The organism is Clostridium oryzae (genome assembly GCF_002029235.1).
GTDB classification, from domain to species: Bacteria; Bacillota; Clostridia; order Clostridiales; family Clostridiaceae; genus Clostridium_AE; species Clostridium_AE oryzae.
Genome location: NZ_MZGV01000026.1, coordinates 1 through 25502 on the forward strand (window position 1 = coordinate 1; position 25502 = coordinate 25502).

17 protein-coding genes and 2 rRNA genes are annotated in these 25502 nt (G+C 32.1%); all 19 read left to right on the plus strand.

What is annotated here, in order from left to right; translation table 11 throughout:
- Nucleotides 1-84: ribosomal RNA gene (locus CLORY_RS12465) — 23S ribosomal RNA — on the plus strand; the annotation flags it as partial.
- A 223-nt stretch (nt 85-307) separates the two neighbouring features.
- A 5S ribosomal RNA gene (rrf, locus tag CLORY_RS12470) occupies nt 308-424 on the plus strand.
- 432 nt (nt 425-856) lie between these two features.
- Nucleotides 857-1969, plus strand: a complete 1113-nt coding sequence (locus CLORY_RS12475) for a metallophosphoesterase (protein ID WP_079424910.1) — start codon at nt 857-859, stop codon at nt 1967-1969.
- Nucleotides 1970-2042: 73 nt separating this feature from the next.
- Nucleotides 2043-2789, plus strand: coding sequence for an AAA family ATPase (locus CLORY_RS12480; RefSeq protein ID WP_079424913.1), 747 nt, complete (start codon nt 2043-2045; stop codon nt 2787-2789).
- Between the two features lie 259 nt (nt 2790-3048).
- Nucleotides 3049-3768 carry a nuclease-related domain-containing protein gene (locus tag CLORY_RS12485; RefSeq protein WP_079424915.1) on the plus strand — a complete coding sequence of 240 codons (720 nt, stop codon included), beginning with the start codon at nt 3049-3051 and terminating at the stop codon, nt 3766-3768.
- Between the two features lie 168 nt (nt 3769-3936).
- Nucleotides 3937-5061 (plus strand): GGDEF domain-containing protein, encoded by a 1125-nt coding sequence (locus CLORY_RS12490; RefSeq protein WP_079424918.1) that lies wholly within the window; start codon nt 3937-3939, stop codon nt 5059-5061.
- Nucleotides 5062-5557: 496 nt separating this feature from the next.
- Complete coding sequence (locus CLORY_RS12495; protein ID WP_079424919.1) at nt 5558-6268, plus strand: LytR/AlgR family response regulator transcription factor; 711 nt, start codon at nt 5558-5560, stop codon at nt 6266-6268.
- Between the two features lie 79 nt (nt 6269-6347).
- Nucleotides 6348-7655 carry a sensor histidine kinase gene (locus tag CLORY_RS12500; protein WP_079424922.1) on the plus strand — a complete coding sequence of 436 codons (1308 nt, stop codon included), beginning with the start codon at nt 6348-6350 and terminating at the stop codon, nt 7653-7655.
- Between the two features lie 160 nt (nt 7656-7815).
- Nucleotides 7816-8211: a DUF3887 domain-containing protein gene (locus tag CLORY_RS12505; protein WP_169911616.1), complete on the plus strand. Its 396-nt coding sequence runs from the start codon at nt 7816-7818 to the stop codon at nt 8209-8211.
- Nucleotides 8212-8245: 34 nt separating this feature from the next.
- Nucleotides 8246-8728 carry a DUF1648 domain-containing protein gene (locus CLORY_RS12510; protein ID WP_079424926.1) on the plus strand — a complete coding sequence of 161 codons (483 nt, stop codon included), beginning with the start codon at nt 8246-8248 and terminating at the stop codon, nt 8726-8728.
- A gap of 284 nt (nt 8729-9012) precedes the next feature.
- Nucleotides 9013-9969 carry an ABC transporter permease gene (locus CLORY_RS12515; protein ID WP_079424928.1) on the plus strand — a complete coding sequence of 319 codons (957 nt, stop codon included), beginning with the start codon at nt 9013-9015 and terminating at the stop codon, nt 9967-9969.
- Between the two features lies 1 nt (nt 9970).
- A complete protein-coding gene (locus CLORY_RS12520; RefSeq protein ID WP_207652208.1) occupies nt 9971-11128 on the plus strand; it encodes a heparinase II/III domain-containing protein in 1158 nt (385 codons plus the stop codon).
- A gap of 72 nt (nt 11129-11200) precedes the next feature.
- Entirely contained in the window at nt 11201-11851 is a 651-nt protein-coding gene (locus CLORY_RS12525; RefSeq protein ID WP_207652209.1) for an SGNH/GDSL hydrolase family protein, read from the plus strand.
- A 298-nt stretch (nt 11852-12149) separates the two neighbouring features.
- Nucleotides 12150-14954: a glycoside hydrolase family 2 TIM barrel-domain containing protein gene (locus tag CLORY_RS12530; protein WP_079424934.1), complete on the plus strand. Its 2805-nt coding sequence runs from the start codon at nt 12150-12152 to the stop codon at nt 14952-14954.
- Between the two features lie 112 nt (nt 14955-15066).
- Complete coding sequence (locus tag CLORY_RS12535; RefSeq protein WP_079424936.1) at nt 15067-18015, plus strand: insulinase family protein; 2949 nt, start codon at nt 15067-15069, stop codon at nt 18013-18015.
- 557 nt (nt 18016-18572) lie between these two features.
- Nucleotides 18573-21512, plus strand: coding sequence for an insulinase family protein (locus CLORY_RS12540; protein WP_169911617.1), 2940 nt, complete (start codon nt 18573-18575; stop codon nt 21510-21512).
- Nucleotides 21513-21666: 154 nt separating this feature from the next.
- Nucleotides 21667-22581 (plus strand): DUF4351 domain-containing protein, encoded by a 915-nt coding sequence (locus tag CLORY_RS12545; protein WP_079424940.1) that lies wholly within the window; start codon nt 21667-21669, stop codon nt 22579-22581.
- Nucleotides 22582-22859: 278 nt separating this feature from the next.
- Nucleotides 22860-24350 (plus strand): TIGR02677 family protein, encoded by a 1491-nt coding sequence (locus tag CLORY_RS12550; RefSeq protein WP_242954408.1) that lies wholly within the window; start codon nt 22860-22862, stop codon nt 24348-24350.
- On the plus strand, nt 24347-25501 hold the full coding sequence (locus CLORY_RS12555; protein ID WP_079424942.1) for a TIGR02678 family protein: 1155 nt from the start codon (nt 24347-24349) through the stop codon (nt 25499-25501). The genes CLORY_RS12550 and CLORY_RS12555 overlap by 4 nt, the downstream gene beginning before the upstream one ends.
- The last annotated feature ends 1 nt before the right edge of the window (nt 25502 follow it).

Below are 25502 nucleotides of genomic sequence, written 5' to 3' on the forward strand. Positions count from 1 at the left end.
AAGAACATCAGGTAGATAGGTTAGAGGTGTAAGTGCAGTAATGTATTAAGCTGACTAATACTAATAGGTCGAGGGCTTGACCAATAAAATTCTTATGTGCAATTTTGAGAGAATGAAAAGTTCTCAACATGGATGGTTAACCGAGGTCATATAAACGGCTAATGAAGGTTAAGCACTCTATGGAGTTTTGTTAGAACCGAGCAGAACAAGGAAACGACAGAGCGAGGAGCGGAGTTGGCAGGTACGCCAATGAGCACCACAGCGACGGAGTTGACGCAGTAATGCGAAGGTTATCACAAAACGACTATCTGGTAATGATGGAGTAGATGTTACACCCGTTCCCATACCGAACACGAAGGTTAAGCTCTACATCGCCCATGGTACTTTGGGGGAAGCCCCACGGAAGAGTAGGACGTTGCCAGGTCAGAAACGCTAAGTATAAAGCTTAGCGTTTTTTATTTTTTTGACGTACAGCTTCCTCAGTACAACTGGGCAGATAAAGAGATATCCTCCTGCCGTCGGATGATCTGCCCGCCGAAGGTTATCAACCTTCGGCCTTCATGGGAAGCCCCACGGGAGAGTAGGACGTTGCCAGGTTAAAACACTAAGTATATAGCTTAGTGTTTTTTTATTTTTTGTACGTTTAGCTAAGAATGACTGACAGTAGATACTAAAATTTGACAATGGAACGTATGTTTGCTATAGTGGAGTATAGGATTTCTGCTTAAACTGTTAGCTCATACAAGCACTATAATCCCCAGAAATCGAGATTTTTGTACATGTATAAGTTAAGATTTTGCAGTGTTCCTCTATAGAAGCTATTGTTGGAAGAATAATTTATGTTAGGAGTACTAAGATGCAAACTATAGTTAAAAGAATAGTTATACCACATAACAAACGAATAATTGTAATAAGTGATATTCATGGCCATTATTATCATTTAAAAAACTTGCTAGCAAAAATAAATTTTACAGAGGATGATATTCTATTTATTTTAGGAGACATAATTGAAAAAGGTCCATTGAGTCTAAAGACTCTTCATTATGTCATGTACCTATGTGATAATTATATTGTTTATCCTCTTATAGGTAATGTAGATGCAGCAAGGCTTTTATTGATTGATAATAACAGCACAGAAGATTGTAATGAGCTTTTTGTTTACATGAAATCTATGAAGAAGAAATGGGGAAGTTGTTTATTTGAAGAAATGTGCAGTGAATTAGAAATTGGAGTTAATAAACCAGAAGATATAGATAATGCAAAAAAACAGATGAAAATCAAATTTCGAAATGAGTTTGATTTTCTGTACAATCTTCCAACAATTATAGAAACGCAGAACTATATTTTTGTTCATGGTGGCATACCATCAAGTGATATTAATTCATTTATAAGCACTGACCCATTTCAATATTTAAAAATTGACGCTTTTATGGAAAGAAATATTCAGTTTAATAAATATGTGGTTGTAGGACATTGGCCTGTATCTTTGTATAACGATAGAATCGCATGTTCAAATCCAATTATAGATAAAAAGCGAAAAATTATAAGTATTGATGGTGGTTGCGGTCTTAAACGGGATGGTCAGCTAAATGCACTGGTTATTTCAGCCGCAGATTCTGAAAATATAACTTATCAGTATTATGATGATTTTCCAGTCGCTATAGCACAATCATCGCAAGAAGAATCAGTAGATTCAATTAGCATTCGTTATACGGACAATGAAATTAGAATGCTTGAAGAGGGTGATGAATTTTCTTTAGTTGAGCACAAATCATCAGGTTACTGTCTTTGGATGCATAATGATTATATTTACAGTTTTGATGAAAATACACGATGCGATGATTACACAGATTATAGAATATCCGTAAATATTGGTGATAAGTTATCAATAGTAAGAAAAACATCAAGAGGGTATTTAGTAAAAAAGAATGGAGTTACAGGTTGGTATAGCGGAATGATTTCACAATGATGACAACCTTAAAGTGATTGTTATAGATGATTTTAGGTGGAATGCTGAAAAGTATATAAGGGGTGAGAAATTTATGGGATTATTGGATAACAAGCAGTATTTGCGAAGTATGGAGCTTAAGAGAAGCAGCATAGAATCATTTGATGAATATCCATTCTGTCTGCCGGCAATAAAAAATTTAACAAGTTTGAAGTTTAATTCAAAGGTTACTTTTATAGTAGGAGAAAATGGTGCAGGTAAGTCTACAATTCTTGAAGCTATAGCAGTGGCGTATGGATTTAATGCGGAGGGTGGTACGAAGAATTTTAGTTTTGCAACTAGCAATACACATTCGCAGTTACATAACTATATTAAACTTATTAAAGGCATTACAGCACCCAAGGACGGTTTTTTTCTAAGAGCTGAAAGCTTTTATAATGTAGCAACTAATATTGACGATATGGAGAAAGAATGCCCAGGTTTATTATGTTCTTATGGTGGAAATTCTCTTCATAAGCAATCTCATGGTGAATCGTTCTTTTCATTGTTTATGAACAGGTTTGGAGGAAATGGGTTGTACATATTAGACGAGCCCGAAGCCGCACTATCACCGTCTAGACAGATGGCTATGATTTCAAGGATGCATCAATTGATAGAAAAAGGGTCACAATTTATAATTTCAACACACTCGCCTATTATAATGGCTTATCCTAAAGCTACAATTTATCAGATAAAAGACGGTATAACTGAGGTTGATTATGAAGAGACAGACAATTATCAGATAACGAAAAGTTTTATGAATAATAGAGATAAAATGCTTAAGATTCTCATGGAAGAGTAGAGGCAGTAAAACTTGGAGAACATAAAAAAGTGTATTATATAAAGATTAACTTTGTGCCAGCACAAAAAAGCAGTCATAACGGCTGCTTTTTGTGTTATAATTTTTAGAAAGCAAGTTCAAGTTTAAATATAAAATTTAAAGGATATGTAGGGTTTCTAACTCAACTATTAATTTATACATGCAACATAATCTCCAGAAACCGAGATTTTGGTACATGTATAAATTAAGTTTCGATACAGAAACCCTATAGGTATAAGTTATGGCTAAAACAGTAAAAAAAATAAATCATCTGAAAATTGATTACATTAAATATAAAATTGCAGGTGTAATTTCTTTTACAATAACATTTGCAGCACTTGTAAGCTTTATTATTTTTCCTCCGTTGGTGTCGCTACTAGCTCTTGTCACTTCAGCTATATTGGGCAATGTCTTTCTAAAAAAATCACACATATTAAAAATCGGCTGGAAGGGTGAAGAAAAATCGTTAAAAGTATATTCAAAGCTGTCTGATAGTTATATTGTTATGTCCGATGTCTATGTAACTGTGGACGGAGAAACCAGCCAAATAGATCATATAATCATAGGTGATAATGGAGTATTTGTGGTTGAAACTAAGAATATTAACGGTATTATCGAAGGAAATGAAAATAGTAATAAAATAATTCAATATAAAATTGGAAGAGGAGGCGGAAGCTACACTAAAGAACATTATAATCCTGTGAAACAGGTATCAACTCATGTATATAGGGTGTCCAAACTTTTTAAGCAGCATAGGATTAATACTTGGGTTCAAGGAATTGTTTATTTTGTAAATGATGAAGCTGAAGTGAAGCTCCATTCTAATGCAATTCCTGTTTTTTCAGCATCAAAGGGTGGAAAGCAAGAAATATTAACTTACATAACTAAGTACAAGAATAGGACAGGTACCTTAAGCATCATTGAAAAAGAAAAGATTCAAAAGTGTTTACTTAAACGGTAGTGAAGAATAGTATTAAGTAAATGATTTTATATAACATTGGAATCTGTATCTTATAAATTTAATCATGAAATTAAAAAAAATACCATTATGTTACAATCTTATTGAAATATATGTATAGGTGTAGTAGAATATGGAATGGGGTAATGGACTTTGAATCTAGGTGAATAAATGGGAAAAATTGAATGTATTGAGATTGATGTTTTTGCACTGGTTATTTTGTTTGTCATATTTGTAAATACTTATAATAGGCCAGGAAGGCATTTGTTTGAACAAAAGTTGTTTTCGATATTATTATATTCAAACTTTGGAGTGTTATGTTCTGATGCAATACTTTGGGGATTAAATGGTATGCCTAATGAAAATATTAGGATATTAGCAGGAATATTGACGGTAATATATTATATATTTAATATTTTACCGTGCATTGTATGGAGTATATATGCTCATTATCAGGTATATAGGGATGAAAAAGCTTCATTGGTATTGTTGATGCTGATATCTCCACCTGCTGTTTTTGGAACATTAATTTGTGCAGCAAGTTATTTTAATGGTTTGGTATTTTATTTTGATAGTGATAATAGGTATTTTAGAGGAAATTTATATCCAGTTATAGCTTTTATATGTTTATCTTATTTGCTATTTTCTTTGGTACTTATTTCAGTCAAGCGTAAATCTTTAGAGAAAAATTATTTTACTGCAATGATTATTTTTATTGTGCCTCCATTTATTGGCGGAGTGATCCAGTATTTATTCTACGGAATTTCACTTGTTTGGATATGCACCACTGTATCTATACTTATAATATTTATTAATATACAAAACAATCAGCTTTATACGGATCATTTAACTGGTTTGTATAATAGAAGGCAGTTAGATTATTATTTCCACAGCATAAAGAGAAGAAAAAAAAGAAAAAAGCTATTAGCTGGAATAATGATAGACTTAGATTGTTTTAAACAGATTAATGATAAATGGGGACATGGTACTGGTGATGCAGCTTTAGTTGATGTAGGTGAGATTTTAAATAAGAGCTTTGGAAAAAGTGATTTGGTTTGCAGGTTTGGCGGAGATGAATTTATAGCTATTATGGAGATAAACCAAGAGTCAGAATTGCTGGCAGCAATAAAAAGGATACGGATTAATACTGCCGAAATTAAGAATAAGAGGCATAGCTCTTATAATATCAGTCTAAGTATAGGATATGATATCTACGATTGGGATTCTGAAATATCTATTGATGATTTTATAGAACACATAGATTCTCTTATGTACGAAGATAAAAGAAACGCTTAATAAGAGTAAAGAGAAAAGTGAAAGATAAAATTTCGTTAAACAAAATTTTTAGAAATTAATTCATTGAAATTCTGCACAGCATAATTTTCTTCTTAGAAGGTTATGTTTTTTGATAATTCTAGATGATTCTTAACTCTATGGAAATATATTGTATATGTTGTTAAAAGGATATAACTATATAATATACGAAGTAATATGAAGATAGCTCTTAAGAAAACACTAATAAACAAATAAACAAGGAAAATAATTTGAAATAAGTAATAAAGAAAATAATACTTTGTAAATGCATAGAGTCAGCATAGGGGAGAAAGTGGTTGTAGGAGGCATTTTTCAGTCGACGGAAATCACTTCCTCCCCTTTTTTTGTCTTTCATTACCTGTTTTCTGTATCTTATACAAACCGTATTGTATTTAAAATTCCAAAATTATATAATTACATTACCCTATAAATATATTTAATTCTATATAGATAACAGATTAATTAGTGAGGTTGTACTATGATAAATATTGCAATATGTGATGATGATAAGAAAATTGTAGATGAGATAAAAGAATGTATTCATGAATATGAACCCAAAAACCATGACATATGTACTTATTCCTGTGGAGAACATCTTTTGCTAGATAAGAAGAAATTTCATTTGATTTTTTTAGATATAGATATGGGAGAATTAGATGGGATTGAGACTGCGAAAAGGATACGGAAATATGATAAGGATGTAAAGATAGTATATGTTACAAATTTTACAGAATATATAAATAGGGCCTTTGAGGTTCACGCCTTTGGATATTTAAACAAACCAATAAAAAAAGAACAGATATATAAGCAGCTTAATGAAGCAGAAGCTTACTCGAAGGAAAACGAGTTGAATAAGCTTATAGAATTTATAACTACCGAAGGAATTGTAAGGCTATACCCTGAAGATATATACTATTTTGAATATATAGATAGAAAAGTAAAAATAAAGACGCTTAATAGGTCTTATATTATAAAACAAAAAATAACTTCGATTGCTGCAAATATGATGGAATATGGTTTCCTGATGCCTCATAAGAGTTTTACAGTCAATCTTTTTCATGTTAAGGCCATTAAGGGTTATAATATTTTTATGATGGATGGAAGCGTTGTTCCTCTTTCACAGAAGAAATCTGCGGAATTCAGAGAAAAATTTAATATATATTTAGAAAATCATATTTTTAGTATGTGAGGTAGGAGTATAGCGTGAAGATACACCATTTTTCATCATTATTTGTGTCGCCTGAGTTCGAGGTGAAGTGGGGGGTATTATGATAAATGATGCTTTTAGAATCTTTGAACAGATAGTAATAATTCTTATCGGCTTTTTTTCTACTTATATAATATTCTATTTTATGAGTAGGTTTGAGAGAACATTATATAGAAGAAAATATGTATATGTTATAGCCTATTTAATATATACTGGAGCACTATTTGTAGCTCAAATTTTTGGGGGATTTACATTAAATATAATAGTAACGATATTCGGTACGATACTTGTTGGACATTTTCTATATAATAATAAAAAAATATATATCTTTTATTACAGCCTTTATATTGTTGCGATTCTCTGCTTTAATATTGCAGCACTGCCAATGCTTGAAGCGATATATAGATTGGTTAATGTTGATTTTTATAACGTTGTAACACTAAATATAGCTTCGTCAGTTGTTGTTCAATTTATAAATCTAAGTGCTACAAAATTATTCATAATTTTCTATGGCAGAAAAAACATACAAAAGATTAGCAGGTTTCAATATTTCAATTTTCTTGTTCTGCCATTGTTCAGTATATTTTATGTTATTACGTTATTGATGTATATGCAGATATATATTTCAATTGAAGATTTGATATTACTTACAGTGAACATTGCATCAATAATAGTCTTGAATGTATTTATTACTAATGTATTTGAATCGGTATCAAGAAATAATGAGCTTAAAAGTGAACTATTATTATATGAACAACAGACTAAAATGCAATATGATTACTATAATAGTTTGGAAAAAAAGTATAAGAACTCAAGAAAGCTAATTCATGATGTTAAGAATCATTTACAGACTATAGAAGAGTTATATCGACAGCAAGACAGTGAAAAAGCAAAACAGTATGCAAAAGATATGGACAAGATGTTTGATAAATTTGCCCAAAGGTCATATACAAGTAATAAGGTACTTAATATCATCTTGAATGATAAGATACAGAAGGCTGAGGAACTGCATATATTTTTCGATTGCAAAATAGGAAATGCTGATATGAATTTTATAAAGGATATAGACCTGACGTCTATATTCGCTAATCTTATCGATAATGCTATAGAGGGGGCAAGAAAGGCAAATAAACAAAAATATGTATTATTAAAGATGGATAAGTTTAACGGATCTTTTGTGATAAATATTGAGAATTCCATCGATAAGACTCCTGCTACAATAGGTCATAAATTCCAATCAAGCAAGAAAAATCATGAGGCTATAGGAATTGGTAATGTTAAAAGGACATTGGAGAAGTATGAGGGAGATGTGAGAATTCATTTTTCGGATAAAGTGTTTAAGGTTAACATTGTTATTCCAGAGGCTTAGCGTGAGCAAACTGCTCAACTCGCTAATTGTGTTACTATAGCTAAAGGCGAAGATGGGATAAATGGTGATGAGCTATACTTAAATTTCCTTTATTGATGCCATATCTGATTACTTATTTTCCTGCAAATTAATAAAAAACATGAAAAGGATGTTGCTTAATATGAGAAAGTTTTCCAATATACTATTAATGATTTTATCCATAGTGTTATTAGTGAGCTGTGGTGCTTCAAAGCTTAGCAAGAATTATAGTGAGAAGAAACTTAAAGCTGGAACTGAGACAGTAGCGAAAAATCTAGATGAGCATAAATATCAAGCTATAGTTGATAGTTTTACACCAAAATTAAGAAAAAAACTTGCTGCGGATCAATTAAAGCAGGCTTGGGAAGGACTAGGCGATGTAGGAAAATATAATTCTATATCAAAGCTGTTTTTTCAAGAGCAGAAAAAAGATCAGTATGTTACTGTCGTAGCAATAGCCAAATATGAAAAGAAAAATATACAATTAACAGTTTCTTTTAATAAGGATATGGAGCTCGTTGGGTTATATATGAAATAGACTGAGCAAAGTTATTAATTTAGGGGGAGTTATAATGGATAAAAAAGTACCTTTTACGAAAATGCAAAAGATTATTGAAGTTCTAATAGCAGCTGTTTTCCTAGGAATTGTAATATTTTTAATAGTTAGGTGGTCTAATATTCCTATAAGGATTGCATCACATTTTGGTTTGACAGGCAAACCTAATATCTGGAGCAATAAAATTTCGCTAATTTTTCTGCCTATAGTTTATTTATTTATCTACATCCTATTGACTGCTGTCTCATTTTTCCCTAGTGTATGGAATCTTCCTGTTAAGTTAACAGAGGAAAACTGTGAGATTATCTATATAGAAACAAGGAATATGATCTGCTTTATAAAACTTATTATACTTATAGCTTTTTCATGGATTACGATTTCGTCGGCTCTGCAAAGACCTTTGGGTGTACTTTTTATGCCGGCTTTTCTAATTGTAATGTTTGGAGGAATCACTTTAACTATAGTAAGGATAATGCAAAAATCAAAAGTTAAAAAGTAATAAAATTTTATCTCTGCATGCTGCAGAGATTTTTTTAATTTCACATTCAACCCTTAGATTATTTATACACTCTATGGCGGTTCTGCCAACTATCCTTTTAAATAATTTGCAAAATGATAACAGCGACGGGTCTTAAGCCTATAATCAAGTTCAGTTTGAGAAATTATCTTATTTATATAATAAACGTATACATCCTAGTAAAATTACCCTTATTATTAGAAAACTACCATATTCTTTTTATAGCCAAGCTGATAAGATAAGAACATAGTAGAAAGGATGGTCATATGGAAAACACAGTAGTAACACAGCAAGTAAAAAAGAAGAAAACACGGCATTTTGAAGATTTTAGAAAGCATAAAACGTACTACTTTATGTTGATTCCCATGGTGGTATATTTTATATTATTTTGTTATTTGCCTATGCCTGGACTATACTTTGCATTTGTAGATTTTGACTATATAAAATTGCTTAGAAGTCCTTTTGTAGGATTCAGAAATTTTCATTTCCTTTTTCAAGGCGGAATGGATTCGGTTATATGGAAACTGACAAAAAATACCATACTATATAATTTAGCATTTATTGGCTTGGGAAACTTGTGCCAGATATCTGTAGCCGTAATTTTGAAAGAGATAAAGAGAAAGTATTTTGTCAAAGTGACTCAGACAATGATGCTGATGCCATTTTTCGTATCAATGGTTATAGTTGGTGTTATAGTTTATAACGTGTTTAATTACAAGTATGGAATAGTCAATAACCTCCTTACAACTGTAGGACTTCCTAAATATGATTTTTACCAAAATCCTGGAGCTTGGCCCATTATCATTGTACTGATAAACATCTGGAAAGGTCTTGGATATGGAACTATTATTTATATGGCGGCTATATTGGGAATTGATGAAAGTATTTATGAGGCTGCTTATATAGACGGAGCTTCCAATTGGAAGAGAATTTGGCATATTACATTACCATTATTAAAGCCTACAGCAATCATGTTAGTACTTTTGGCACTTGGAGGAATACTGAAAGGACAGTTTGATTTGTTTTATCAAATCATAGGGAATAATGGAATGCTTTTAAATGCTACAGATATTATTGATACTTATGTATATCGTTCACTGGCAGTAGATTTTAATATGGGGCGTGGTAGTGCGGCTGGCTTATATCAATCACTTTTTGGATTTATTTTGATACTTTCAGTAAACAAGATAGTTAACAAATCTTTCAAGAATGTTCGGCTATAGTTTGAATCTACAGACGCCAGCATATGAGTATTTCAATGGTAACATTGGGACTCCTCCATTTGGTGACCATGCGTTAAGCGGCGGCAGTGAATTCGGCATATATGGCATTTATCTCGAAGACATAGAAAAGTTAGATAAGGTTCTAGCAGACAGGATGTATCATACCTGGAGTGCTGCAGGTAAGCCTTTTAAAAAGTTTTGGGGAGAAAGCATTGCTCTAGAAAACATAATGGGTAAAGGAGATTCCTATAAGCCATCTTCTGAATTACATTTAACTTCCTGCAAGAATTTTGTAAATGCGGGAATATATATTTTCAGAAAAAATTTCGGAAAGAAGGATCAGAGTTATTTTGCCATAATGTCAAGTCCAAAGTTTATCGGCCATGGGCATCTTGATCAGGGTTCCTTCATTATATATAAGAATTCTATTCCTATAGTAATGGATTCAGGAATAGAAGGATATTTTGATAACAGTACAAGCTGGCATATAAGTTCCTATGCTCATGCCTGCATGCAGTTTTCAACGAAGAGAAAAAATATAGAAAAGAGCAGGAATTCTGCTGTGAATCTATCTGCAGGTACTTATAGTCTGGAGCGAGGCTGGGTAGATGTACCAAGACAAAGCAAGGTATTATCTTGTGAAATTGGAGGCTGGATAGAAAGCATAGAGATAGAAATTCTAAATTCTGAAGGTACCGGGATTCATACTCGTAAGGTATATTATATAAAAGAATTTGATATATATGTAATTCAAGATATCGTAAAGGATTTTGAAGGTAATATATTGTTTAACTTACCTGTGGCCGCCAAGTATTCAGCAATAGAAGATAATCAAGTTTATTCTAAGGGAGCTTACGAAGTTGATCTTCAGATAGTATTTTTGAGCAGCGTAAAAGATATCAAATTAGATAAGGGGCGTTCTACGCTTTTCTTTCCTGGTGAAAGCAAAAATATGAGTATGATGGATTATATAAGAGCAACTGCAGATGCTAAGGACGGTTTTTTAGCAGTCATCTATCCTAAAGAAAATAATCAGAAAAAGCTTCAGATAATTAAGAAGGATGCTAAAAATATGGTTATTTTTGTTGAAAATAAAAGTATTAAATTAAGCTTGAAGGACAATGAGATAGATATTTCTTTGATAAATGAGATTAGATGATATATTATATGTTAGTAGAATATAATAAGTGAAAAACTTATTAGATATAGCTAGGAAAGGATGAAGAGAAAATTGGGTAAGATAATATTATTCCAAGGGGATTCAATTACAGATGGTAATCGTTATAAAAAGAAAGAGGAGTTGTGGGATTTAAATCATCATATGGGGCATGGATATGCTTACATGGTTAATGGGAAACTTGGAACTATATATACTGATAAAGATTTGACCTTTGTAAATCGAGGAATTTCGGGCAATAGAATAGTTGATGTGTTTGCAAGGCTGGAAGAAGATATTATTAATATAAAGCCAGACATTATAAGCTTTTTAGTTGGCGTAAACGATGTTTATGCAGAGATTGACAGCCAAAGTGGGACAAAGCCTAAAATGTTTGAGGCTGTATATTGTCTTATGCTGGATGCAATAAAAGAGAGGCTTCCGCAGAGTGAATTGGTTATCTGTGAGCCTTTTATATTGCCGGTAGGAAATGTAGAAAAGGAAAGAGAAGCTTGGGAAGCTGTTATGTCACCTTTACAAGCAATCGCTAAAAGAGTGGCTGAAGATTATAACGCAATTTTTATTCCTCTGCAGGGGATTTTTAATGATTTGTGTAAACTAAGAGAACCTTCATATTGGAGTTGGGACGGGGTGCATCCAACAGTTTGCGGTCATCAGATCATAGCAGATGAATGGATTAAAGCAACGAAAAGGTTGTTTGAATAATATAGAGCAGCACAGTTTATAAATATATTGCGAACTAAATGCTCAGATTTAAATTCTTAGAAATTCTGCACAGCAGAATTTCTTCCTTCACTTTTCTCTCTACTCTTTACTCTTTTCTCTTACCTATTTAAAGCATACACTAACTACTTAATATTATCTTTATTTAATTCACTTTCTTGGTTCGTCTTTTATTTATATTAATATATTCATATCCATCGTAATATAGTCATATTGACATTAACATACAATACAAATAGAATTTTGCTTGTATAATGATATTAAGAGGTGACTAATTAATATGTATAAAAGTATAGATTTAAGCGGGAGTTGGGATTTTCAATTAGATGAAGAGAAAGCCGGATTGAAACTTCCTTTTAGCGATACGATGACATTACCAGGAACCACTTCCTATTATAAAAAAGGTAAAAAAAACAAAAATGCAGAAATAGGCTGCTTAACTGATGAATATAAGTTTGAAGGTTATGCTTGGTTCTCGAAAAAAATAGAAGTTTCAGCAGAGTTTACTGGAAAGAATTGTTTCTTATATCTTGAAAGAACTCGTGTTACTACAGTTTGGATAGATGATGAGAGGGTTGGAACAGAAAGCAGTTTATGTACACCGCATATATATAATGTTACAAAATACATATCAGCTGGAGAACATACTATTAAGATACTGGTTGACAACACAGATTATCCTACCAAGGGAGGTCATTTAACTTCACCTGATACTCAGACGAACTGGAATGGTATTACGGGCAGAATAGAGCTGCAGTTTTTTAACAGAGCCCATTTAAAAGATGTTCAATTGTATCCTGATGTTAAGAATAAATCAGCTGTTGTGAAAGCTAATGTGGTTGGCGCTAATGGAGGAAGCTTTGTAATATCCATGGAAAGCTTTAATAGTGCAGAGTCTTATATAGAGAAGGAACAGAAATTTGATTTCAGTGGAAATGAGATTAGTATCACCTATAAGCTTTCAGATAAGGCTTTACTTTGGAGTGAATACAATCCTAACTTATATAATGTAAAATTGGAACTTGTAATAGATGGTGAAGTGGCAGACACTTATAAAACTATATTTGGACTTCGAGAGTTTAAGGCAGAAGGTGATAAATTTACTATAAACGGAGAGAAGACCTTCTTAAGAGGTAAACATGATGGCCTTATTTTTCCACTTACAGGTTTTGCACCTACTACCGTGGAGGAATGGCTGAAGGTTTTAAAAATTTCAAAATCCTATGGAATAAATCATTATAGATTTCATACCTGCTGCCCTCCAGAGGCTGCTTTTGAAGCTGCAGATCTTTTAGGAATATATATGGAGCCGGAGCTTCCATTTTGGGGAACAGTAACTGCAAGAACCGATGAAAATCATAATGAGAAAGAGCAGAGTTTTTTAGTTGAAGAAGGCTTCAGAATTCTTAAAAGCTTTGGCAATCATCCTTCTTTCGTAATGATGTCCATGGGAAATGAACTTTGGGGAAGCAGAGAAAGAATTAATGAAATTCTAGGTGGTTACAGGAAGTTTGATAACAGACATCTATATACAGAAGGATCTAATAATTTTCAGTTTAGTCCTGTAATTTTAGAAAATGAGGATTTCTTCTGCGGAGTAAGATTTGCTAAGAATCGTCTTATAAGAGGATCTTATGCTATGTGCGATGCTCCGTTAGGTCATGTTCAAGTTGGAGAGCCTAATACTTTGAGAGACTATGATGAACATATACATCCTGCAGAAATAAATTCAGATGGAAAAGCTTCTTCTAACTCAGAGAACACTATTGAAATTCAATATGGAACAACCGTTAAAAAAGTTAGTGCAGGAGAATATGACGAAAATATAATACCTAAGGTGCCAGTAGTATCTCATGAAATTGGACAGTATGCAACATTCCCAAATTTCAACGAGATAAAAAAATACACAGGTTCTATAAAAGCTAAAAACTTTGAGATTTTTAAAGAAAGACTAGAAAAAAAGGGACTTGGAGACCTGGCAGAAAAGTATTTCAATTGTTCAGGAAAGCTTGCTATGGCATGTTATAAAGAGGAACTTGAAGCTGCCTTCCGTTCAAGAAAGATGGCTGGTTTTCAGATTCTTGATCTTCAAGACTTTGCTGGTCAAGGTACAGCTTTAGTTGGTGTATTAGATGCATTCATGGACTCCAAAGGACTTATATCCGACAAAGAGTGGAAAACCTTCTGCTCAGCTGCTGTACTTATGGCGAGATTTGAAAAATATAATTATGCAGCTGGAGAAAATTTTAAAGCCCATGTGGAATTAAGCTATTATAAAAATGTACCATTGAAGAATTTGAACGTTTTGTGGAAATTAAAGGACGAGGAGCAAACCTACAAAGAAGGAAAGCTTACTGTTTCAGAGCTTGAAAATAGTAATTATATCGATATTGGTGATATAGAAATAGCAATGCCTAATGTAGCTTCAATGAAGAAACTTAAGCTGCAACTTGAAGTTGATGGAACAGATATTGAAAAATATTATGATTTATGGATTTATCCTAAGAATATATCTGTAGATAAAACAGGTATTAATATATTTAATGAACTTTCAAAAGAGGCTGAGACACTTTTGAAAAATGGAGAAAATGTAGTATTACTTCCTACGCTTGAGAATTTAAAGAACTCAATAGAAGGATTCTATTGCACAGATTTCTGGTGCTATCCTATGTTCAGGTCTATTTCTGAAAGCATGAACAAAGAAGTACCTGTAGGAACTATGGGACTTTTAATAGACAATAATCATCCTATTTTTAAAGACTTCTACAGTGAAGAATACTCTACATACCAGTGGTGGAACATAGTTACTAACTCTCGTTCAGTAATAATGGATGATACTGCAAAAGAATTTAGACCTATTGTCCAGACTATAGATAATTTTGAAAGAAACCATAAGCTTGGACTTATGTTTGAATGTAAGGTTAATAAAGGTAAAGTTTTTGTGTGCAGCTGTGATTTTGATAAAATAATTGACAAACCTGAAGGAAAACAGCTTTTATACAGCATTCTTAAATATGTAAGGTCTGGAGAATTTAATCCGAATATAGAATTAGATGCGGATGCATTAAAGAACCTGCTTAAATAGTCATTACAAATGTCAAGTGCCTGGCACTTGACATTTCATTTATAGAACTTATTAATAATGGTTACAATATAACTGTTATTAATAAGTTTTTTTAATGTAAGGAGCGTTCCTGATGAAAAGCCTAAAGAAGTATATATTTTTAGTATTTGCATTTATTTTTATGTTTCAAAATGTTAATTTAGTGCCAGTTTCAGTTCAAGCGAAACCATTAAGTTTTAGCAATGTAGAATACGGATTTAAGCTGCTTAAGAAAACCTATGTGAAAAGCATAGATACTACAGTTATGCAGTATGTCCATCTTAAGAGCGGTGCAAAGCTTGTGTATCTTAAAAATAACGATCCCAACAAGACATTTTCTATAAGCTTTCGTACATTACCCTGTGATAATACTGGGATAAATCATATAATTGAACATTGTGTTTTAGATGGTTCTAGAAAGTATCCAGTAAATAACGCTTTAATAAACATGTCAAATCAATCTTTATGTTCAAATGCAAATGGTTCAACTGATTTAGATAATACATCTTATTATGTTCAAACAGCAAATGATGCAGATTATATGAATTTTATGGATGTAATACTGGATGGGGTTTTTTATCCAAGTTTTCTCGCTAATCGTAACATATTTTTTCAAGAAGGAGGACACTATGAGCTGAATTCAGATAAGTCCAAGGCTGTTTACAGCGGAGTAGTGTATGGTGAGGTTGGAGGTATTCAGCCTGAAGATATATTATTGTATAAATCAATAAGATCAGTGCTTCCCCAAACTGTATATAAGTGGGATCAAGGAGGAAGACAGCAGGATATACCTAATTTAAGTTATGAAAAGGCGGTTAAAACTTATAGAAAGTTTTATAAACCTTCCAATAGCTATATTTATTTGTATGGTGATTTAAATATTGATAAAGTACTTAAATACATAGATACTAGTTATCTATGTAAATTTCATAAGGATAGAACTCAAATCAAAATACCTATACAGAAACCCTTTAAAGAGCCAGTAGATAAGACTTATTATTATAACAGTAGCTGTCACGCTGATAAGAAAGATGCTTATTTTTCACAAAATTTTGTTATTAGCAGAGCAACAGACGCTGAAGCAATGAACAGCTTTGAGGTTATTATAAACTTACTTATGCCATTATTTAATAATGCATTTGAACAGAAAGGATTAACTGTTGGAGATTATGGATTGCTTTCAACCTTTAATCAACCGCTTTTTTATATTACCAGCGGCCCTACTAATGCAAATAAAAGGCCAGATTTCAAAACTGCGATAGAGGATACCTTAGCAGCTGCAGTTAATAATGGGATTGATAGAGAAGATATAAAGCATCTTATACAAAATTATGAAACTTACAAAAATGTAGAGCGGTTACAGGTGCAAAATGGCAGTGAGATGATGCGCATAAATGTTATTAGAGCATGGATGCATGATGGAGATCCTGCAATGTACCTAGATGCAGACAAATATATTAAGGTTTTAAAGAGAGAATTAAAGGAGAGATATCTTGAGAAGCTTATTAAAAAATACTTAATAGACAATAATAATAGGTCATTTGTGACTTTAAAAGCTAAATCAGCGAGTAAATTTGATGATAAAGGTACTATAAAAGTAAAAAAATTACCTAAAAGCCAACTTAATAGAATCATTCAGCATGAAAAGAATTTAAAAAAATGGCAGCAGGAAGCAGGTTGTGAAAAAGCTCTTTCAAAGCTTCCAGTGTTAAATGTATCTGATATCAGGGTTCAATTACCTAAAATAAAAACCAGTGTTACTAATGGTGTGAAAATTTTATATACACCAGTTGATACAAGTGATGCGTGTTATTATAATGTATATTTTGACAGTTCATTCGTGGAGCAGGATAAGATACCTTATATAAATCTTATGTGCGATATTCTAAATGATAACAGTAACACAATATATGATAAATATAACTCTGCGGATGGCAGCGACGATTCTACATATGGGAAAATACAATTTACTGCTGGTGCTTATGGAAAATTTAACTCAGTTTCAGAATATTCACCGAAAGTAACTGCTTTTATACCGGCTCATAAAAACAATATAGCTAGATCTTTGGAATTATTAAAGGAAATAATTACTAAGCCTAATTTTGAAGAAAAGAATAAGATTAAGGATTTTATGAAAGCTGCGGAGCTGACTGCTAAGATTTATACACCTTATTATAGATTTTTAGCCTATCTTTCTCCAAAAGATAGTTATATAGATTGTTTAGCTGGATACGAAAATTATAAATTTCTAAAAGCTCGTAATGATAAATTTGATACTAATTGGAATGAAATTCAAAAGAATTTAGAGAAGGTATATGATGATGTATTCCGTAAAGATAATTTGATAATAGGTTTTGTAGGCACTGAAGATGAGTTTGAGAATTTCAACAAAAGTATTCAAAATTTTTTAAAAGGAATCAAATCAATAGATCATGTCCCTGTAAGGTATTCCTTTGATGATAACTTAAAGAATGAGGCATTTACTCTGAACAGCAACATTATAAATGATATGATCAAGGGATATAATTACAGAAAACTTGGTTATCAATATAATGGAAGCTTTCAGGTATTAAATGCTATTACTGATAGGTATATGACCAATGAAGTACGTACGCGAGGCGGTTACGGAGGAAATACATATATAAATCAGGATGGTAATGTGTACTTTATGACTAATAGAATGTTAGATATTCAGAAATCTGTAAAGATATTTGATAGTGTTTCATCTTATGTTAAAAAGTTTAATGCAGATAGTAATGAGATGATGAAATATAAGATAGGGGCGATTAAGAATCTTCAAATACCTGATTCTCAAGTTGGTACCGCTATTAGATATCAAGATCAAGCAGTTAGAGGAAAAACCCGAAGAGATTATGAAAAAGAGCTTAAAGATATCTTAAACACTAGTTCGGAAGATATAAATAGAATGTCTAGGATGGTTGATAAGGTTATTAATCAAAACGTATTTTTAGTAGCAGGAGATAAGAAAAAAATTGATAAGGAAAAAATTATGTTTCAAAAGATTATTGACGCATTGGAATAAAAAATATTAGGAAGTGATGGCCAGAGGCATTTTTGAGCTGACGAAAATCACTTTCTATTCTTTTTATGAAAATTTTTTAAAATGTGTGTAATGAAATTGCAAGTCTGGAGTATTAACAAGTGAAGTGCTTATTCATATATTGCGAACCAAGAAAGTGAATTAAATGAAGATAATATTAAGTAGTTAGTGTATGCCTTAAATAGATAAGAGATAAGAGAAAAGAGTAGAGAGAAAAGTGAAGGAAGAAATTCTGCTGCGCAGAATTTCTGAGAATTTAAATCTGATTATCCGCGACAACTTTTTAAAAACTAAGACTATACCTAGTATTACAAAAGGATTATCAAAATAATTAGGATTATCTATACAATCAAAATTCAGCATAGCTGAATTTTAACCTTCACTTTTCTCTTGTCTCTTTACTCTTAACTCTCATACCTATTTAATGCACTTTCTCTTAACTATTCCGTCCTGTGCATTTAGTTCGTCTTATATTTAAATAAAACACAATTTCTTATGTAATGAAAATTACAATTACACATTTAAAGGGGGAAGAACAAATGAAATTAATAAAAAGAAAAGGAGTTTTTGTATTAGCGGCAGCTTTAGCATTACAGTGTGTAAGCCTGGTTCCGCTTAAAGTTAATGCTTCAAACAGCAGAAACATGAAGTACGGGTTCAAGTTAATTAAGAAAACGTATGTAAGCAGTATAAATACGACAGTTATGCAATATGAGCATATTAAGAGTGGTGCAAAGCTCGTATATTTGAAAAACAGTGATCCTAATATGACATTTTCTATAGGTTTTAGAACTCTGCCTTCAGATAATACGGGTGTTAATCATATTATTGAACACAGCATTTTGGATGGTTCAAAAAAGTATCATGTAAATAATGCGTTCATGAACATGCAGAAGCAATCGCTCTCTTCAATGGCAAATGCTTCCACCGCAAGCGATCATACCACTTATTATATTGAAACTTCTAATGAAACGGATTATATGAATAATATGGATATTATATTAGATGGAGTTTTTCATCCTGATTTTCTTCATAATAAAAATATTTTCCTTCAGGAGGGAGGAAGATATAAGTTAAATGCAGATAAGACTAAGGCAAATTATACAGGAGTTGTATATGATGAGATTGGTGAGGACAACCCTTTAGATACGTTAACAGATAAATGTTTTGAATCTTTACTGCCAGATACACCATATAAATTTGTGTCAGGCGGAACACATGAAGATATACCCAATGTTACATATAAAGAGGTAGTAAGTAACTATGAAAAATATTATAAACCTTCCAATAGCTATATATACCTTTATGGTAAACTCAATATAAACAAGATGCTTAAATATATTAATAACAATTATTTAAGCAAATTTAAGAAAGATAAAACTAATATCAAAATACCTAGTCAGAAACCATTTAAAAAACCTGTAAATAAGACCTATTATTATAACTTAGATAAAGAAGAGGCTGATAAAAACAGCACCTATTTATCGGAAAATTTTGAAATAGGGAAAATTACAGATACTAAAATAACAAATTCTTTTGATATAATGGGACCTATTATTACCAAGGTAGTTAGTAAAGCGTTAGCGCATAAGGGAATAACTTTGGACGAGGATTGTTCTGGAATGTATGATATCAGTAAACAAACTTTTTTTAGCTTTCAATCTGGTGAAACTAATGAAAATAAGAAGCAATTATTTAAGCAGGTAATAACTGATGCTTTAAAAAGTATTGTAAAAAAAGGGATAAATAAGAATGAGATTAAAACTTGGATACGGGACTATAAAACCTCATATAGCAATAGTGAATTAGATGTTAACAACGGAATTAATACATGCATGTTTGAAGTATTTCAGTCCTGGTTGCACGATGGAGATCCTGCAATGTATCTGGATCAAAATGAAACTATTAATGTTTTAAAGAGGGAACTTAAAGAAAGATATTTTGAAGGTTTAATTAAGAAGTATCTGATAAATAATAAATGGAGTTCAGTTGTTACATTAAAGGGGAAAGTTGGAGAAAAGGATAAAGGTACAGTCGATGCATCAACGCTTTCAAAAAAACAATTTAATCAGCTTGAGCAAAATGAAGAAAACTTGGAAAAATGGCAGGTAAAGGCAAACTCTGAGAAAGCTCTTTCGACATTACCAGTATTGAAGACTTCGGAGTTAAAATTAAAGATTCCTAAAATAGATACAAGCAATATAGCTGGAACGAAAGTTATGTTTACACCTGTAGATACAGGTAAATCTGATTACAGCTATTTCTATTTTGATACTTCAATGGTTGATCAGGATAAGATACCTTATATAAATCTTCTATGTAATATTTTAAATGAAGGTGACAGCAAAATATATGATAAATATAATTCAGTAGACGGTAGTAACGATGCTACCTATGGAAATATTGATTTTTTTGCGAATGGTTTTGGAAGGTTTGATTCAGCATCAGAATATTCTCCTAAGATAGAGGCAAGCATAGCTACTTCTGGAAACAATATAGGGAGGTCACTGGAACTGTTAAGAGATATAATAACTAGCTCAAATTTACAAGATAAAGATAAAATAAAGGAATGTATGGAAGGTACCTTACAATCAACTAATGCAACCTATTACAGGTTCAAATCTTATTTTTCACCTCAGGATGCATACGAGGATAATTTGAATGGATATGCTGAATACAATCTTCTTAATAAGCTCTATAATAATTTTGATTCAAATTGGAGCGAAATTCAAAAAAATCTTCAGCAGGTATACAATGAAGTATTCAACAAAAACAATCTTATTACAGGTTTTGTAGGAACTAAGCAAGGCTATGAGGGTTTTAAAAAGAAATTGGCAAACTTTTTAAATAATATGAAAGCACAGAAATATTCATCGGCAAAGTATTCTTTTGACGATTCTGTAAAAAATGAAGCCTTTGTCACTGGCTCAGGCAGTACTGTAAGCGTAAATAAAGGGTACAATTTTAAAAAGCTTGGTTTCAATTATAGCGGAGGCATGCAGGTTTTAAACAGCATAATGGATAAATATCTCAATAATGAAAACCGCAGCAACGGAGCATATGGAGGAAATTCAAATATAGATGCAGATGGAAATATGAGCTTTAGCAGTGCAAGAATATCTGATATTAATATGTCCTTTAAAATATTTGATACGCTGCCTAATTATTTAAAAAACTTTAAGGCAAACAGTGATGAAATGATGAAATATAAAATTGCAGCAATAAAATCAGTTATGTATCCTGATTCTGAAGTTAGAACGGCAAGAAATTATCAGCAAAATTTAGTTATGGGTAAAACAGAAGCTGACTATCAGAAGGAGTGGCATGAAATTTTAAATACAAAGGATTCGGACATAAATAGTATGGCAGATATGGTTCAGGCGGTTATTAATAAAAATGTCTTCTGTGTGCAGGGCAGCAGAAATGAAATAAACAAAAATAAAAGTATATTTGATAGAATAATTGATTTGACGAAATAAACAGCAAATAGAAAACAGCTTATGGGCAAGATTAAAAAAAAATTAAGCCTTGCCATAAGCTGTTTTTCTATAAATTTTAGCACATTGATATGCATATTTAGGAGTTAAAATGTATGTTTTATGATATAATAAAAGTAGGTGGTGACGCTGGAAAATGGCTTATGAAACTAGACCTCAGACATATGATGAAACTATAAGGATATTGCAGAAAAAAGATTATAAAGGTATAGCAGAATTTATTTTACCTGTTGTCAAAGAGGCTGATGAAATTAATCTAGAACATACAAAGTTATCTATACCTGATATGCGAGAAATGGATTTTTTAGCTAGAGTTAATATGGATAAAGAAAGCTTTATTCTTCATATAGAGTTTGAAACAAATTATAAAAGTAACGCTGAAATGATGAAGCGAATGCTTAGATATTATACGTATATAAAATGGCATAATGATTTACCTATCTATCAAGTGCTTGTTGTTTTGAAAAAACCAGAGAGCGTTAGAAATATCGTAGGTACTTTTAAAAGTACAGTTCAGGGATTAGAAGTTATGAATTATAGATATAATGTTGTAAAGGCTTATGATATAGATAAAAACGAAATATTAAAGCAAAAGAATAAAGTTTTATATCCACTTAGAGTATTTATGAAACATGATAGTGAAACAGAAAAGGAGCATATATTAGAATGCTTATCAGTGGTTGAGCAATTGGAAGATACGGATTACTATTTTTTAACAGTTGAATGCCTAAAAAAACTCTATCAAACCAGTGATTATGAAGATTTTGTAAAGGAGGAGATTTATATGTCTTCAGCGCTATATAAAGAGCCTTACGAAAAAGGAAGAGAAGAAGGAAGAGAAGAAGGAAGAGAAGAAGGACTTGAGTTAGGAGAAACAAGAGCACTAGCTAGAACATTAACTAAGCTGCTTGTCAAAAAATTTGGAATTCTTAGTGAGGATTTACGAAAGGGAATTCAAAAATTAGATGCTGCTACTTTGGAAATAATAATTGACGATATTGATGAATTTAGAAATATGGATGATGTAAAAAAGTATATTGCAAATGTGTAAGATTGGATTTTAAGCTGCTGTTCTTATGAAATAGCAGCCTTTTGTTGCATAAGAATACAAAAAGTGGCGAAAATAATCTAATGTTGATTTTACGAGAGTGGTATGGCACAATGTAAAGAGAAAAGTAAGAGTGAAAAGAGAAAAGAGTAGAGAGAAAAGTGAAGGAAGAAATTCTGTTGTTCAGAATTTCTGATTCTCTCAACTATTCCATCTAGAGTATTTAGTTCGTCTTATATTAAAACAAAGTTTATATAAATATGAATAACAGGTGATATCAAGTGGAAATAACCAGTAAGCTTACAAAGCAGATAGATGAGATGCGTTATGTTACAGCAGACAATGCATGGAGATATCGAACTATCTTAAGATATTTTTATTTTCAGTATGAAAAGATGAAGTACTGGATGTACAAAGAAGAAATTTATGATGAATTAAAAAAGCATGAAGAATTTAGTGAATATACCATGGATCAGTGTAAACAGGATTTAGATGTGCTCATTTCTTGGAGAAATCTTTTGGCAATTCAAGACACCGCTAAGGTAGCTACAGTGGAGGAATTCAAAAACAAGCAATTCAGATATCAGCTTTCAGAATATAGTGTTGAGATAGAGCGTTTAACGCTAAAATTAGAAAACTTATTTGTAGAGAGTGCTTCTCTTGAGCCTTCTTTACTTGAAAGGATAAGAGAGGAGCTTAGAAAGGTTGCCGATATGTACGATACTGACGCAAAGGAAGTTGGCAGCTGGTGGAGTTCTTTAAACAATGATTTTAAAAGACTGAATCAGAATTATCAGGATTATATACGTGATTTATACAGTTTAAAAGCAGAAGAGATGATGAAGACCAGAGAATTTCTTGTATTTAAAGATAAGTTTATTGATTATCTTAGGGATTTTATAAAGGGACTCCAATATAATTCAAATGCAATAGAGTATATATTGAGAAATCTTTCCGAAGAAAAGGTTACGACGGTTTTGGAAAAGGCAGTGGAGTATGAACAGTCAATACCTAGAATAGATTTAGAAATTTCAGAGAAGGTTATCAGGGATAATATTTATGGGCGCTGGGAGAACTTAAGTGAATGGTTTTTAGGCAGCGGAAGTGCTGAAAGTGAAGCCTCTAAACTTCTGAATATTACTAATGAAATAATCAGGAAGATAACTAGATTTGCCTCACAGATAGCGGAAAGCAGAAACAGTGCTGCAAACAGAAAGGAAGAGTATAAAAAGCTCTGTGAACTATTTTTAAAATGTGATTCTATTGGTGAAGCTAATAAACTTTCCAGTCTTGCATTTGGCATATTTAATATGAAGCATATTAAAGGTGAGACAATAAGAGAAACTGAAAGCATAAACAGCGGAATCTTTGAGGAAAGTCCTACTGTTAAAAAGATTAAGCCGAGGATAAGGACATACAGAGAAAAAACCAGCAGAAATCCTATAATAAGCAACGAAAAGAGAAAAAGCGAAATGCTAAGCAGGGTTATAAAGCAGAGAGAAGAAGAACGCAAAATTATGGATAGCTATATAGTAGAAGGTATTATAGATTTTTCTAAGCTGCCGGAAATAGATGCAAGTGTAAGGACGACTTTACTTAGATGGCTTACTAAGGGAATGAACTCAGCTGACCATAGAGGAAAGACCGAGGATGGAAGAATCTATAAGATAGAAAGCCCCACAGATAAAAATGATAAATGCTGTCTTAAATGTTCAGATGGTACGTTAGAAATGCCAGCATATATTTTAAGATTTGAGAGAGTGATAGGATGAAAGAACTGGAATACTTATTAGAAAACTACTGGATACCGAAGGAACGTGATAAAGAACTATATTACAGCATTAAGGACAGCATACCTGCCTTTAGAAACTTTCTTTCTGAAAAGCTGGGATATTCAATCATTATCAATCCAGACGTTATAAAATTAGAAAAACTTCCAGGTAAAGCTGAAGAATGGATGGGAATAAGTGAATTCGAGAATATTATGGAGTATGCCTTTCTATGCATTCTTTTAATGTTTCTGGAGGATAAAGGAAAGGATGAACAGTTTGTGCTTTCTCAGGTAACTGAATTTATTCAGGGAAATTATGATGGTGAAGAGAAAGTGGATTGGACACTATATAGACATAGAAGACATTTGATTAAGGTATTGAGATTTGCTGCTGATATAGGTATCATAAGTGTGGATGATGGAGAGGAAAAAGACTTTGTAAGCAGTGCAGAAACAGAAGTTCTATATGAAAGTACAGGTCTTTCCAGATATTTAGTCAGAAATTTTACCACCAGCATATTAAATTATACTTCGTACAGAGAGATTGAAAATGAAGAGTGGGGAGAAGCTGACACCGATAGGGGAATAGTAAGAAGGCATCGAGTGTATAGAAGACTTTTAATGTCTCCTGTGGTATATAACGAAGGCAGTGAGGATGCTGATTACGATTATATAAAAAAGCAGCGAAGCATGATTGCAAATGACTTAGAGGCTTTTCTAGGTTATGATTTACATGTACATAGAAATGGTGCATTGGTAGTTTTAAATGATGATAAATATTTAAAGGACACTTTTCCGTGTGGAAAGGCTATAAGTGATGTGGTATTGCTTTTCAGCTCACTTATTACAGAGTATATTAAGAATAAGGAACTTATTTTAGATGCTTATGACAGTGCCGTAGTTTCAAGAGCTTATTTTGACAATCTTGTGGAAATACTTAAAAGCGAATACAGTTATGGCTGGAGCAAGGAATACAGAGATATGTCTCTCAGTGTACTAGAAGAAGAAATAATTAGCTATATGAAGGGTTTCAATATGCTTGAAATACTAAAGGACGGCAGAGAAATAAAATTTTTCCCACTGGTAGGCAAGGTTATAGGAACGTATCCGCAGGACTTTGCTGAGGCGGCTATTGATAAAGGAGGTGCTTAAG

What these genes read in the sequence shown, in the direction of transcription:
- CLORY_RS12545 (WP_079424940.1), top strand. Translation starts at nt 21,667, where the DNA reads ATGGCTTATGAAACTAGACCTCAGACATATGATGAAACTATAAGGATA.
- CLORY_RS12510 (WP_079424926.1), top strand. Translation starts at nt 8,246, where the DNA reads ATGGATAAAAAAGTACCTTTTACGAAAATGCAAAAGATTATTGAAGTT.
- CLORY_RS12505 (WP_169911616.1), top strand. Translation starts at nt 7,816, where the DNA reads ATGAGAAAGTTTTCCAATATACTATTAATGATTTTATCCATAGTGTTA.
- CLORY_RS12490 (WP_079424918.1), top strand. Translation starts at nt 3,937, where the DNA reads ATGGGAAAAATTGAATGTATTGAGATTGATGTTTTTGCACTGGTTATT.
- CLORY_RS12485 (WP_079424915.1), top strand. Translation starts at nt 3,049, where the DNA reads ATGGCTAAAACAGTAAAAAAAATAAATCATCTGAAAATTGATTACATT.
- CLORY_RS12530 (WP_079424934.1), top strand. Translation starts at nt 12,150, where the DNA reads ATGTATAAAAGTATAGATTTAAGCGGGAGTTGGGATTTTCAATTAGAT.
- CLORY_RS12495 (WP_079424919.1), top strand. Translation starts at nt 5,558, where the DNA reads ATGATAAATATTGCAATATGTGATGATGATAAGAAAATTGTAGATGAG.
- CLORY_RS12555 (WP_079424942.1), top strand. Translation starts at nt 24,347, where the DNA reads ATGAAAGAACTGGAATACTTATTAGAAAACTACTGGATACCGAAGGAA.
- CLORY_RS12535 (WP_079424936.1), top strand. Translation starts at nt 15,067, where the DNA reads ATGAAAAGCCTAAAGAAGTATATATTTTTAGTATTTGCATTTATTTTT.
- CLORY_RS12480 (WP_079424913.1), top strand. Translation starts at nt 2,043, where the DNA reads ATGGGATTATTGGATAACAAGCAGTATTTGCGAAGTATGGAGCTTAAG.
- CLORY_RS12475 (WP_079424910.1), top strand. Translation starts at nt 857, where the DNA reads ATGCAAACTATAGTTAAAAGAATAGTTATACCACATAACAAACGAATA.
- CLORY_RS12500 (WP_079424922.1), top strand. Translation starts at nt 6,348, where the DNA reads ATGATAAATGATGCTTTTAGAATCTTTGAACAGATAGTAATAATTCTT.
- CLORY_RS12515 (WP_079424928.1), top strand. Translation starts at nt 9,013, where the DNA reads ATGGAAAACACAGTAGTAACACAGCAAGTAAAAAAGAAGAAAACACGG.
- CLORY_RS12540 (WP_169911617.1), top strand. Translation starts at nt 18,573, where the DNA reads ATGAAATTAATAAAAAGAAAAGGAGTTTTTGTATTAGCGGCAGCTTTA.